The following is an 11880-nucleotide window of genomic DNA, read 5'->3' as shown; positions in this document are numbered from 1 at the left end:
TAGATTTGTCAGCTGGCTGACATGCGGCCTCGTTAGACGCGCTCTACTTTAAGTGGCTATTGGGTGGCCACTGCTTCCAAATGAAAGGTCCTGTAGAAATGGCTATCAACCGCGCCGGCGGTGTCGGGCTTTCCGCCCACAAAAGAGCGAACGACCTTTCAGATTTCGCGGCAGAGCTTGATATGATTCAAGCCCTCGGCGTGGATTCGATCGAGATACCGACATTTGATCTCGACCTGGTCGTCGGAGGGAAAATTCGCAAGCCACAGCTTGATGCCTTGCTACGCGCCTGCCGCGGTCGTGATGTGGCCTATTCGGTGCATGGACCGCTCGCAATCAACTTCATGGATGAGGCATGGCGCCTGCCCCGGCATTTCGAGGTGCTAAAGGCGTCCCTGGAGGTTGCCGCAGAAATGGGGGCGGAGCATTATGTCATGCATTCCGGTCTTGCGCCGCTACAGCAATCAAGCGGTCGGGAAGCGGCATATGAGCGGCAACGCGAGGCGCTATCGCGCGCTGGGGACGTTGCTCGTCAATATGGCCTGATCCTTTGTGTCGAATCGCTTTTTGGTGACGATAAAGGGAATGGCTATGCCTCTTCTCCGTCACGGCTTGCGCGGGAACTTGGGTTGATTGCCCACAGCCATGTCATGGCGACACTCGATTTCAGCCACTCCTACCTGAAGCTCGACTTCGAGGGCGCCCGCGACATGTTCGTCAAGGAAATCGCAGCGCTTGCGCCCTATGCGGTTCATCTCCACGTTCACGACAGCTTCGGTCGGCAGGATGATATCTGGATGTATACCGAGGGCGAACGCCTCGCCTATGGTCACGGGGATCTCCATCTGCCCGTTGGCTGGGGCGATATCCCCTGGTCGGCACTCATGACTGAATGCATCTTTCCCACGGGGGTCATATTCAACATAGAACTCAACCAACGCTACTGGTACGCAGCACAGGAATGCATAGCTGCAACCCGCCTGCTTGCCGATGTCGCGCGCACCAAAGACCGCCTTCCTCCCGACTGACGGGTTGGCACCTGCATCAGTTGCGCGTAAGGAGATTCACAATAGTCCTAAATCGATCGGTATCAGCAAATGGCTATCTCTTCTCGCCGCTGGCCGGGGTCGCATCAGGGGCCATGCGGGAACGGTAAACCGGGGAGAGGCCGCTCCTGAATGACAAACCATGCCGAAAGCCGGGAAATGATGACATATAGAACTGCTGTTCATATCGGCCTGGTGTCAGGACTTGTTTTGGTGCTGTCGGGCTGTGTTGGCGTGGCAACTCACGAAACGCAAAGCAAGGTCGTGAGATCCGATAGACGCACCGCGATCGGAGTGGTGCAAGGTGTCACGCCAGGCTGCAGGGACATCATAAGCACCTATCCCGATACTCTTGACTATCCGGGGCATGGGCAGGTGAGCTTTGAGTGGAAGGAAGCCCGCGTCAAGATGGTCAAGGAAGGCCCGCTTCAAGGCTGCGCCGGTAAGGTGGCGGGGGTGGCTTTCGTCTACTATCGTCCAGATCCTGGCTTCGTCGGCGAGGACCTCGTCACGTTCCGTACCGGCTCCACTATCACAAGAGTGGACATCAAGGTGGTGAAATAGCCGCGATTCAAGGCCACAGGCAGCGAGATCCGCCTCACACCCGCTGGGCGCCGGCGGTTGGGTTCCTTCGTCAGCGGAATTTGAAATCCAACTTGCCAGCTGGTGATTGAGTTGAAGCTCGTTGCTGGTCCAGCCCGGGGGCGGGCCATTTTCTGCTTGGCGCTGACCTCAGTGGGTGGAGGCGGGCTTATGACATGCTTCACTATCTTGAGCCATTTGCCGGTTATCAAAAAGCGGCAAAAAGGGGTCCGTTTGATGTGTAATTCAACCGAATTCTGCAGGCTTCAAAAGCTCAGACATGTAAATCGGCAATGACCACGCGATCTGGTTGAAACCATCAGGTGGGCTAGAAATTCTGGTGACAGGTTGGCGTCCGTGTGCGAGCATCCGTGGAAGCTGTGATCCAGTTTGGACGCAGGCGACGTTGTGCATTGATTTTTCCATTGTCTCACCTGAGGAGTGTTGCATGTCGAAAATGATGATTTTGGGTGTCAAGGGCGAAACGGGGCTATGGCTCGTCGACTTTGCGGCAGGCACGGTCACGGCTATTGATGGCAACCGCGAAGCCTATATCGCAGACGCCACGAGCGAGTCGGCCGCCGAAGTGGCAATCGCCGTCGAGCCGAGGGAAGCGGCATTTTCCGGCCTTCTCTACAAAACCCCGCAACTTGATGTCGCCGTCGCTGTCGAGCCGAAGGAACAGGCGTTTTCTGGCCTTTACTACAAGACGCCGCCGATGGGTCTGCGCGCCCAATAACGCTAGTCTCTGTGCCTTCCGCTCCGATGCCTGATTGTTGGAGTGGAGGGCTGGCAAGCTGCCTCAGGTGTCAGATTGTCCGCTTTGCCATTGCATCAATACTCGGATCGCAGTTGCCTGCCGAGTGAAACGCTGGCACGTGTCGAGCCGGCTCTGGCCAGACACGGTATTACACGGCTGGCCCGGCTGACAGATCTCGACCGCATAGGTATTCCGGTCTGGAATGCGATCACCCCGAACTCTCGCTCGATCGTCATCTGCCAAGGCAAGGGCATCGACGACATCGATGCACAGGTGTCGGCCGCCATGGAAGCGCTGGAGCGCGCTGTGGCAGGAAATCCAAAGATCGATATCCAATGGACCACCCTGCAAGCATTGCAATCCGAAGGATTGTCCGCGCAGCCGCTGAATGGCCTGATTTTGGCGGGACGCGATGTGCTTGACGCCGAAGAGCCGTGCGGTTGGGTTCGGGGTAACGACATCATCGCGGAGTGTGAGGTATGGGTGCCGTATGAAGCGATATTGCTTGACGACACGAGGCGTAACCGGTTCTGGCAGTCCTCGGACGGCCTTGCATCCGGCAATAACCATATGGAAGCAACGTTTCATGGTCTGCTGGAGCGTATTGAGCGCGACGCGGAAATCCTCTGGCAGTTCGCATCTGAAGACGAGCGGCGGAGAAACTGCGTCGACGTGGCATCATTTCACGATCCGGTTATCGACCGCCTCGCCGCGCGGGTGCGTGATGCAGGCTTCCGGCTTCAGGTCTTCAACAGAACAAGCGATATCGGCATTGCCTGCTTCGAGGCATTCATAGCGCCTCAAGGCCCGCCCGACATGATGCTGCGCTATCTCGATATGACGCATGGCGCCGGCGCCCACCCCAATCCGGTACGTGCTGCCATTCGGGCCATCACCGAAGCGGCGCAATCCAGGCTAACCCATATCAGCGGCGCCCGGGACGACATAGATCCCCATACCTTTTCCAGGCCTTTGCCCGAACATCTGCGTGCGGCACTGTTTTTTGAGCCGCAGCCCCTGGCAGTCGGCAGCGGTTTCGGGGGAACCATCGCCGAAATGCTGAGGATCGTGATTGCAAGGCTGAAAGCCGCCGGAATTACATCGGCGGTCGTTGTTGAAATGAACCCGCATGAGACAGAATTCAGCGTCGCGAAAGTCCTCGTTCCGGGATTGGAAAATCCCGATGGCAGTCGCCGACAACGGATCGGCCCACGGGCACTGAAAAAGATATTGAACTCACGATGAGATTGATTTTCGCAGGCCCAACCCTTCATGGCGCCGATCTGCAGCCGACCTCCCACTACCAGTTGCGGCCTCCCGCGCGGCAGGGTGATTTTTACCGGGCTGTGGAGGCCGGGGCCAATGTCATCGGACTAATCGACGGCGTTTATGAATATGTGCCGCCCATCTGGCACAAGGAAATTCTCTATGCGCTTTCGAAGGGCGTTCATGTGTTCGGCGCGGCAAGCATGGGGGCACTAAGAGCGGCAGAATGTGCGGCTTTTGGCATGACCGGCATTGGCAAGATCTATGAAGATTATGCCGCCGGCCGCCTGAAAAACGATTCGGACGTCGCACAGTCACACGCACCGGCGGAGATGGGATATCTTCCCACCAGCGAACCCCTTGTCAATGTTCAGGCAACCCTGGCGCGTTGCCTGGAGCTTTCGCTTATCACCGACGCAGAGCATGCTGAGCTGCAGCGGGCGGCGGCCGTAATCTTCTTCAAAGACAGGACCTACCGTCATCTGGTCCAGCTGGCCATTGCGGACGACGAACGCAGTTCGGTCGTGCTCGCCATTCTACGAACCAATCGAGCCAATCCCAAGCTCGATGATGCAAAGCTGCTGGTCGAAGCTGTCATCGCGACGCCCGATCAACGTTTCGTTCCCAAGTTCGATTGGGCTTTCGAAGCCACCGAATTCTGGAATGCAGTGTTTCGATTGCGATCTCACGCATGAATTCCCGCGCAGCCGTGGACCGGCTGGAAACATCGCCATCGCAAAGGAGCCGCGGGGCGATGTTGAATTCCGGTAGGAACTGAGTTTGAACCTTGCTCCGCGTGTTTTCAGCAAAGGTGATAGCGGCTCCTGCAAGCGCAGCCGTATGCCGAGTGGCCGAAGCGGAATTTAAGCGCCAGACAGTAGCACTGCAGCGAGGCTAGACGAGCGCTGCGACGAGCACGGATAGCCAGACCAAAGCTACTCCCGTCGCAAATGCTCGCCTGGCGGTTACAACCTTCTCGTCACCCTCTTCCGCCACTGGGGCCGTCACAATCCAGGGCACCGAACCAAGCGCTGCGAATCCGACGAGCGCCAAAAGTACAACGACAAAATCGGTGTCGCGCCAGTGGCCGGGCTCATAAACGCCCCAGTAGCCAAGAAACGCCATACCCACCGCAAACATAGTAGCAGAGGCTGAGCAAAGCCCCGTAACAGAACCTGCTGGCGCACGCATCTTGCATCCCTCCCAACGGCGATTTCCGCGATCACATGAGTTATCTTCGCATATTTATGTCCGAAATTCAGGATGACTTGAAGCAATGATGGATGGCGAGCGCTTTGCGCCGCTCCAAACACACCGGGAGATGAGTAGTTGCCTTGGCCTTTGAGGGCCACCGCAATTTGGCCCGCACTTCCCGCTTGGCGCTGACCAGACGAAGCAAAGATAGATCTTGAAACGTCTTACTATTTCGAACCCATCGTGCGTTATCATTTCTATGACTCCGCCTCAGGCCTGACCCCGAGCGTGAAAAGCCGGAGCTCTCGGGAGGCGTTGGTCCGCTCTTGACCCGAAATGGACGAGCGGCCGTAAGCCTCGTCAAAGACGATATGCGGCTCTAACAGTGTCCAGTGTATTGGGAGCAGATTTCAAAAGATCACTTTCAAACCACATGCTGCGACCTTCGACCACGTCTAGCCTCTGCGTCCGTTTTTTGGCGGCATTTATCGTCGAGCTATAAAACTTTTTGAGCTCTGGTGAGGGAGGAATGTGTGCGTCTCCCAACACGAAGAAACTCTGATAACCGATGGTCAACCGATAGGCCGGCTCCGGTGCGTCTCTCAGCGGAAGCGTGAGCATTTTCAGATGGCCCAGCCCCGCGAATTGATCGACCAAGAAGATCTCCGTGCAATCAGGGTATCTATGCTGTTTGAAGCGGAATTCATCGTTTGCGAAAGAGGAATGCTTGATAAAAAGTTGTCGCAGTTGGCTGCGTAGGTAATCGAAAAGATCACCATCGGGCGAGCCTGAAAAAGCTGCGTTGCCGTCTTTGGCGATGACACATCCAGATAGATGCTCCCGGACGAAGGCGCGCATCCGGCTTTCGGAAAAAACCAGCTCGATGTCAGGCACGCGTTAATTCTCCTCAAATAACTCGTCGAGACTTATAGCCATCGATCTGGCAGGCCATCAACTGCGAGGCATATGAATTGAACAATGTGGCGCTCATGGTCGGCATGATGGCTGCTTCTGGCGCGAAGCAGCCGCGATGTGTGAAACGCGCGGGGCCGGGCCGGTTGTCCATTCGTGGCGCCACGTCTCGGGCAGCGAATACAGCGACACCCTATCGTCACTCATTGACTTGGGCGTGCTTCACCACAATAAGGTCAGGCCGAAAAATGTGGTAAGTGCCAGCGAAGTAATAACAGGAGTGCAATAGTGAGCGAACCGACCGTAGCAGATATCACCAACCGCATTTATGAATCGCTCCAGGCGGATAATGCCGACATCGACTTGCATATCTCGGCTCTCAAGGCAGCCTTGGCGCAAGCCGGGTTGAAGGAAGCTCTATTCGATCCGGCCAGGCTCGCGCACAATAATCGTTCCGGCAGAAAGCTTATGCAGGCCTACTTTCGGCAACGCGGCGTAACGGTGAAATTCATCGCTTCGTAACGCCTGTCAGCGGCGTCAAACGGGCCGCACCAGACGCCGATCGGATCACTCTCAATACAGCCCGACACTAACTTTGGCCTTCGTAGCCGAACTGAAGTGTTGTATCCGTTTCGGAGCGCGATGCTGCCGAATTAAAAGCATGATGCGCCTGTTTCGCTTATCTCGCAGGTCCTGTCAGCACTCGGCCATGAATTCGGATGGGCATCTGGTTCCGCCGGTCGCAACCGGCGAGCGAACTTTCAGTTCGCCTGTTGTCGACATTCATGTCTCGTTCCCGCTGGGCAGTTCTCGTGAACTGCCGGCGCTCATCCTTCGTCAATTCGGGTCGAGCTCCGTCTTGCGCGTGAGGTGTAGTGGGCGCTTTACCCTCACGGTGTCCTCACTGTGCTGATCTAAGATCGCTTTTGCATCGATGGACAACGGGAGTTGCTACATGGAAATTAAATTAAGCTAGGCGAGAGCAGGATAACGGTCACGGTTCTTCGCCCGTGCCGCTCGAAATCGATCCAGCACGGGTTCGCTAGTCAGGTATTGTTGGACGAAGATCCGTTCAATCAGGTTCGAACACTGACAGAGTAGTTTGGAAACCCATTGCTTACCAAGTGAAACGAGGACCGAAAGAGCCGTAGGAGCCCGGTGCCGACCCGCTTGGATCCAGCTGATTATCGCGCTCCACCCTCTCGGACCATCGTCGACGCTCGGCCGCTTTTTCTTTGGCGGTGGCGGGATCTGCCGAATTGCTCGCGGCTGCGGAGCCAGATTGGCCACCAGTTCGGCCGACTGTCGAGCAGGAAACACAGAAAACAGCGGGAAAAATAATCAGAATGCCGAAGGCAATTGCCTTCGTGAGTCCGTCGTAGATCGGCAGCCTGGACATCCCTAATGCTCTCTTTGACCATCTGTCACGAAGAGAGATTATTCGATTTCGCATCGAGTGGAAACTGCAGTCTGAAGAGACAGGTCAGCTTCGACAAGCGCGCCGCTTGGCATCGGTCCAAACAGGCTGAGACAGGTCCATGAAGCGCCTCACCAATTTAAACCATTTGCGCGCCATCGCTAAATGGCAAACGGGATGGTTTTAAATGGAGTTCACCACTTCGGCGGTCGCACAAGCTGCGAACAAGCGCCTGATTACTTGCCGTATACGGCACTTTTGACGGCGCCGCGCGACAAGCCGATGTCCTTCAGGCCCGCGTCACTGATCTGCTGTAGTTCGCGATAGGCACGGCGGAGTTCAATGAATCTGGAGAGTTTGCTGACTACGGTCATTTCGAATACCTCATCTTCTTTCTGCCCATAATTTTAGCAGTTTGGCGAAGATCTGTGCACTTCGAAATTGGCAGAGCTGCTCTACGCCCAACACAGGGCTTCCGTCATGCCAGGCTGACGCTCTCAGTGCCTCACTCGCGTTGAAGCATGTCAGGCCGAGGCAATTTCAAAAGCCTTCGGTCAAGGGCCATTCGGTCTCCTAGTACCCAAGGAATGCGAGCCAGCCGCGCACTGTCGCGATCGCGCTGACTTTGATCTCGGAAACCCAGTTTCGAACGGTTTCAACGCGATCCATGATCCATTTGAGCCAGTCATAGGTCAGCAGCTTCTCGCGGCCTGCATGGAAAAGGCGCTCGACCAGGAGGAAGCTCATCAGGTAGGCCAATGCGATTATCACGATCCCGGAGGCGACATGACCTTTGGCGATGAGGAATAAAGCATAAATCTTCAATGGCTCCGCGACGGCCAGCGGCACCACGAACAAGACGAGAATGACAGCTCGCGGCAACGAACCAACCAGCGCACTGAAGTGCTCCACAATGGAGAGCGAGGCGAACCATGTCACGAATGGCCGATAGAGCGGTCGAGCGATCTCGCTGATGACGACGAGGAGGGCTATGAGAAGTCGAAGGGGTAGCGAAAGGAATTGCCAGGCAGAGTGTCGCCGGGTTTTGTTACCCATATCTCGGTGCCTCAAATTGCGGTTAGGTGATCGACGGTTGCGAATTGCTTTGACAGGAAATAAGCGACATCTCTTGCCTCATCACGGTAGACATCGGCAAGAGCGCTGCCTGGATCGGATGCCATCGCAATGAATTCAGGAAACTCGACCAGGCTCACGCCCGCCACTTCGCTATTGTCGACCGCCACATCTGAAAGCGTGAAATGTCCCCATGCGGCATAGACGTCGTTGAACTGGCGATCAATATAGTCGTCGCTCAATACCGCGTCGCGTCTGTACGAGAACAGGAAGCGGCTCGACACTCTGTCGCGCGAAAGACCAAGCTCTTCTTCCAGCTCCCTTTCGGCCGTATCCATGCTGGTCTCTCCCGCATCGACGTGCCCAAGCACGGAAATGGTCAATGCGCCGGGAAAATGATCGACTGTCAGTGAGCGGCGCTGGAGAAGCAATCGACCTTTTACGTCAAAGAGATAGAGGTGCACGACCCTGTGTGGCTTTCCCAGCCGGTGTATGTCGGATCGGGAAAGCACCTCACCAGTCCGCAACCCGGACTCGTCAAGCACGTCAATCGGGTTCTTCATCATGTTCCAACCTCTCCCAAGCGCTCAGCTCTTCGTCGTCACGGCCACCTATTCAACGATTTTCGCATTTCAGCGGTAGCAGCCTTCGCATTGCCTCGGGGCGATTTCAGCCTGCTCCGCTGGCAACGGAAAGGGGCTCTCCAATCGCGTAAAAATGCCCGCCTGCGACGTGGTGAAGGCTTCGCCACTGGGGGTCAGCAGTTTCAAAATGCCAATGCCCATCCCGGAACACGCGCTCATCGGCCCAGGCCGCAGTTATTTCCGCGATGAAGAGATCGTAGGTGTTCTGAATATGCGGCTCGCTCATCAGCTTGCAGGCGAGCCAGGCAGAGCAGCCTTCGACAAAAGGTAGATCGTGGCCGGGCATTTCGAAAGTCGAGACACCCGCTGTCTCGAGCTTGTTCGGTTCCTTGTACAATGTCCGTGTTCCGACCTCGCGTGTCAGTTCAAGCTGCGCAACTGTCGGCACTTGGACGAGGAAGTGTCCGGTTGCCTCGATCAATGAACGGGTCTGGGCAATCTGGTCCACGACGACGGTAAGTTTTGGAGGATCAATGTCGAGCCCACAGCACCAGGCTACAGCCATGACATTGTCGATACCGGCGTGCCGGGCTGATAAGAGCACGGTTGGACCGTGATTGATCAAACGAAACGCCTTATGAAGCTCAACGGATTTCATGTGTTCGTTCATCGAAAGTCCAGACAGATGAGGTTACGGGTGGGCAGGAAAATCGAATTGCAGCCTTGGTGATTTCCTATAGCAACCAAATTCACCCTTGTCGCTCAGGGCCGTTCGGCAGGACTACTCGTTGTTTGAACTGAATTCGCCTTAGATATTATAGATCTCCTTGTCGCATAGCGCTGAATGCCGACATATGTGGAAGCGCCGCACAACCTCGGTCTGATCCCGTTTAAACAACCGATACGGCGGCCTCCCGCTATGAGCGTTTCTCAGTGCCATCGAAAATCGGTCGGCCATTGACGCGAACATTGTCTGCCGCCGGAAACAACCATGGGCAGGCGTAATAATCGGTAATAGCGTCGATCAAGCCATCTCGGACACGCACGCGCACGGGATAGGTTGGAATCCAGCCATCGTGCCGCTCGAACAGAACGATCAGCACGGCCTCGCCTTCCACATCGCCGATGTCGATCCGCCAGGGCGCCTGTGCCCGCTCGAACTCGGCGAAATAAGGTGAATCGACCAGCAGGCCGTTGAAGCAATCGGATACGCGCAATCTAGCGTCGGCGCTTGCAAGGGCGCGAACGCCGTCCCAGTCGCGTTGATTGAACAGATCGACATAGCGGTCGAGCAGCCGCGCCAACTGGGGATCGGGCGCGACAGCCGCGGGAGGTACTGCAGGTGATGCCGGCAAGAAGGCAAGCTTCATTCGGCCACGATTGAGCGCCGATTTGACGCCGCCGACAGTCGAACCCACCAATTCGGCAATCTCGTCCAGCGAATAGTCGAACACATCCTTCAGCAGCACACAGGCTCGCTCCTTCGGTGGCAGATGAATGACCAGGCGCTCGATCGCCCGGCCAGCGCCGAAACCACTAGGCTCGACCGGCAGGATGATCTTCTCCTGCGCATAGTTCGCCTCGGCTCGCTCCCGGGCTTTGCGATTGCGCAGAAAGTCGATGCAGCGATTGTGTGCAATACGGAATAACCACCCCTGCAAAGCTCGCGGATCCTGCAGCTGATCGACCTTGCAATAGGCCTCGAACAGCGCTTCCTGCATGATATCCTCGCCATCCATGGCCGAGCCGGTCATACGCGCGCAATAGCGATGAAGCTGGCCACGCAGATGCGAGACCGTCTTGAGAAAATCGGCATATCGGACATCGAAGAGGCCGGTGGATTTGACGCGCGGCTGCGATTTCATGATTTATCCATCCAAGATCGCTGAGGTCGCTGCGACCTTTGTCGCAAGCTTCCTCCGCGCGTTCATCCTATCCGAGCCGACAAAGCAAAGGAAATCCTGTTCGCCGGCCCTGTGCCTTGCTGAAATCACGAGGCGTTGCTTTCTGTCCCGGGAAGCCCGAGCTTGGGCCTTACCCACGCGGCGAGCCTGGCGATCGCATCGTCCGCCTCCGGCGCACGGCCGGCCATCATCTGGAAGGAATGAAGCATCTGCGGAAATACATCGAGCCTTACATCGACACCGGCAGCTCTAGCGCGCTCGGCAAAGACGCGGCTGTCGTCGAGTAGTGTTTCATCACCGCCGGCCTGCAGGAAGATTGACGGGAAGCCCGTGACATCTGCGAAGAGCGGACTTGCATAGGGATCGCGTGGGTCTGCCCCGGCAAGCACCATGCCGGCCAGCCACTGAACCGTTTCTCTCTGGAAGAAGAGGTCCTTCTGGCTGTTTGACTGGTAGCTCGCGCCGCTTGCCGTCATGTCGAACCATCCTGAGATGCTCATGATCGCCGCCGGAAGCGGCAGCCCTCGATCACGAGCCACCAGGAGTGCGCCAAAAAGAATTGCAGCGCCGGCTGAATCCCCGGCGCCTGCGATATGTCGAGGCTCGATGCCCTGATCCAGCAGCCAGCGATAGACATCAACGGCCTGATTGCGCTGGGCGGGATAGTGCCGCCGCTGGTGAACAAAGTCGTAGCTCATGGCGAGAGCTCGGCAACCGGTCGCCTTGGCGAGATGGGCGATCATCTTTCGATGCGTGTAGATCGAGCCGCCGACAAATCCGCCGCCGTGAATATAGAAGATGACTCGATCAAGCGCCGCGCCTTTCGGGACGATCCACAGTGCCGGCTTGCCGCCGACCTCCATCTCCAGAAAGTCGACGCCGCCCGGTTCAGCCGTCAGCTTGGTCCATTCGGCATCGCTCCAGGCGGCGGCCTCCTCGGGCGACAGTTGTTCGCCGCTTTGCGCGTGGGCTGCAATCGTCTCGTAGTGCTTCTTGTTCGCTTCGCTTTGTTTACTCGCCATTTCGTCGGTCTCCTGCTTCCTGGGATTGCCGACCACCAATTTGGCCGGCACGTCATTTCCAAGACGAGGCTGAGACGAAAAAGGATACGCGGCCCGATGACGGCGGCGAACAGCGACCT

At 56.8% G+C, this 11880-nt stretch carries 14 protein-coding genes; 6 read left to right on the top strand and 8 right to left on the bottom strand.

What is annotated here, in order from left to right:
• The first annotated feature begins 182 nt into the window (after positions 1-182).
• The 5 genes from A6U86_RS11355 (at position 183) to A6U86_RS11335 (ending at position 4349) form a co-directional block, all read left to right on the top strand.
• A complete protein-coding gene (locus tag A6U86_RS11355) occupies positions 183-1028 on the top strand; it encodes a sugar phosphate isomerase/epimerase (protein WP_158008747.1) in 846 nt (281 codons plus the stop codon).
• 150 nt (positions 1029-1178) lie between these two features.
• Positions 1179-1610, top strand: coding sequence for a hypothetical protein (locus tag A6U86_RS11350; RefSeq protein WP_234906306.1), 432 nt, complete (start codon positions 1179-1181; stop codon positions 1608-1610).
• A gap of 466 nt (positions 1611-2076) precedes the next feature.
• The gene (locus tag A6U86_RS11345) at positions 2077-2367 is read left to right on the top strand and encodes a hypothetical protein (RefSeq protein WP_068390704.1); all 291 of its coding nucleotides are present in this window, start codon (positions 2077-2079) and stop codon (positions 2365-2367) included.
• Positions 2368-2442: 75 nt separating this feature from the next.
• Positions 2443-3633: a YcaO-like family protein gene (locus A6U86_RS11340; protein ID WP_198929051.1), complete on the top strand. Its 1191-nt coding sequence runs from the start codon at positions 2443-2445 to the stop codon at positions 3631-3633.
• Positions 3630-4349: a TfuA-like protein gene (locus A6U86_RS11335; protein ID WP_068390699.1), complete on the top strand. Its 720-nt coding sequence runs from the start codon at positions 3630-3632 to the stop codon at positions 4347-4349. The genes A6U86_RS11340 and A6U86_RS11335 overlap by 4 nt, the downstream gene beginning before the upstream one ends.
• A gap of 199 nt (positions 4350-4548) precedes the next feature.
• Here A6U86_RS11335 and A6U86_RS11330 read toward each other — a convergent pair whose 3' ends face one another.
• Positions 4549-4845, bottom strand: coding sequence for a hypothetical protein (locus tag A6U86_RS11330; RefSeq protein ID WP_068390696.1), 297 nt, complete (start codon positions 4843-4845; stop codon positions 4549-4551).
• Positions 4846-5208: 363 nt separating this feature from the next.
• Complete coding sequence (locus tag A6U86_RS11325) at positions 5209-5742, bottom strand: hypothetical protein (protein WP_141683680.1); 534 nt, start codon at positions 5740-5742, stop codon at positions 5209-5211.
• A 303-nt stretch (positions 5743-6045) separates the two neighbouring features.
• On the opposite strand from A6U86_RS11325, the gene A6U86_RS11320 reads away from it, so the two are divergent.
• Entirely contained in the window at positions 6046-6282 is a 237-nt protein-coding gene (locus tag A6U86_RS11320) for a hypothetical protein (RefSeq protein ID WP_141683679.1), read from the top strand.
• A 1131-nt stretch (positions 6283-7413) separates the two neighbouring features.
• On the opposite strand, the gene A6U86_RS34675 is transcribed toward A6U86_RS11320, so the two are convergent.
• The 6 genes from A6U86_RS34675 to A6U86_RS11290 form a co-directional block, all read right to left on the bottom strand.
• Positions 7414-7551, bottom strand: coding sequence for a DUF1127 domain-containing protein (locus tag A6U86_RS34675; RefSeq protein WP_077471669.1), 138 nt, complete (start codon positions 7549-7551; stop codon positions 7414-7416).
• 199 nt (positions 7552-7750) lie between these two features.
• A complete protein-coding gene (locus A6U86_RS11310) occupies positions 7751-8233 on the bottom strand; it encodes a hypothetical protein (RefSeq protein WP_068390692.1) in 483 nt (160 codons plus the stop codon).
• A gap of 11 nt (positions 8234-8244) precedes the next feature.
• Entirely contained in the window at positions 8245-8817 is a 573-nt protein-coding gene (locus A6U86_RS11305) for an NUDIX domain-containing protein (RefSeq protein ID WP_083196791.1), read from the bottom strand.
• 103 nt (positions 8818-8920) lie between these two features.
• Complete coding sequence (locus tag A6U86_RS11300) at positions 8921-9505, bottom strand: flavin reductase family protein (RefSeq protein WP_068390690.1); 585 nt, start codon at positions 9503-9505, stop codon at positions 8921-8923.
• A gap of 247 nt (positions 9506-9752) precedes the next feature.
• Positions 9753-10700 carry a sigma-70 family RNA polymerase sigma factor gene (locus A6U86_RS11295; RefSeq protein ID WP_068390688.1) on the bottom strand — a complete coding sequence of 316 codons (948 nt, stop codon included), beginning with the start codon at positions 10698-10700 and terminating at the stop codon, positions 9753-9755.
• 125 nt (positions 10701-10825) lie between these two features.
• Positions 10826-11761 (bottom strand): alpha/beta hydrolase, encoded by a 936-nt coding sequence (locus A6U86_RS11290; protein ID WP_068390849.1) that lies wholly within the window; start codon positions 11759-11761, stop codon positions 10826-10828.
• Positions 11762-11880: the final 119 nt, after the last annotated feature.

Source organism: Rhizobium sp. AC27/96 (assembly GCF_001692325.1).
In the GTDB taxonomy this organism is placed as follows: domain Bacteria; phylum Pseudomonadota; class Alphaproteobacteria; order Rhizobiales; family Rhizobiaceae; genus Rhizobium.
The sequence above is the reverse complement of the archived record's forward strand: the minus strand, read 5'-3'. Positions and strand labels throughout refer to the sequence as shown.

Excerpts from the sequence above, each read along its gene's own strand:
- A6U86_RS11350 (WP_234906306.1), top strand. The coding sequence starts at position 1,179 with ATGACAAACCATGCCGAAAGCCGGGAAATGATGACATATAGAACTGCT.
- A6U86_RS11310 (WP_068390692.1), bottom strand. The coding sequence starts at position 8,233 with ATGGGTAACAAAACCCGGCGACACTCTGCCTGGCAATTCCTTTCGCTA.
- A6U86_RS11355 (WP_158008747.1), top strand. The coding sequence starts at position 183 with ATGATTCAAGCCCTCGGCGTGGATTCGATCGAGATACCGACATTTGAT.
- A6U86_RS11345 (WP_068390704.1), top strand. The coding sequence starts at position 2,077 with ATGTCGAAAATGATGATTTTGGGTGTCAAGGGCGAAACGGGGCTATGG.
- A6U86_RS11290 (WP_068390849.1), bottom strand. The coding sequence starts at position 11,761 with ATGGCGAGTAAACAAAGCGAAGCGAACAAGAAGCACTACGAGACGATT.
- A6U86_RS11300 (WP_068390690.1), bottom strand. The coding sequence starts at position 9,505 with ATGAACGAACACATGAAATCCGTTGAGCTTCATAAGGCGTTTCGTTTG.
- A6U86_RS11305 (WP_083196791.1), bottom strand. The coding sequence starts at position 8,817 with ATGATGAAGAACCCGATTGACGTGCTTGACGAGTCCGGGTTGCGGACT.
- A6U86_RS34675 (WP_077471669.1), bottom strand. The coding sequence starts at position 7,551 with ATGACCGTAGTCAGCAAACTCTCCAGATTCATTGAACTCCGCCGTGCC.
- A6U86_RS11295 (WP_068390688.1), bottom strand. The coding sequence starts at position 10,700 with ATGAAATCGCAGCCGCGCGTCAAATCCACCGGCCTCTTCGATGTCCGA.
- A6U86_RS11335 (WP_068390699.1), top strand. The coding sequence starts at position 3,630 with ATGAGATTGATTTTCGCAGGCCCAACCCTTCATGGCGCCGATCTGCAG.
- A6U86_RS11330 (WP_068390696.1), bottom strand. The coding sequence starts at position 4,845 with ATGCGTGCGCCAGCAGGTTCTGTTACGGGGCTTTGCTCAGCCTCTGCT.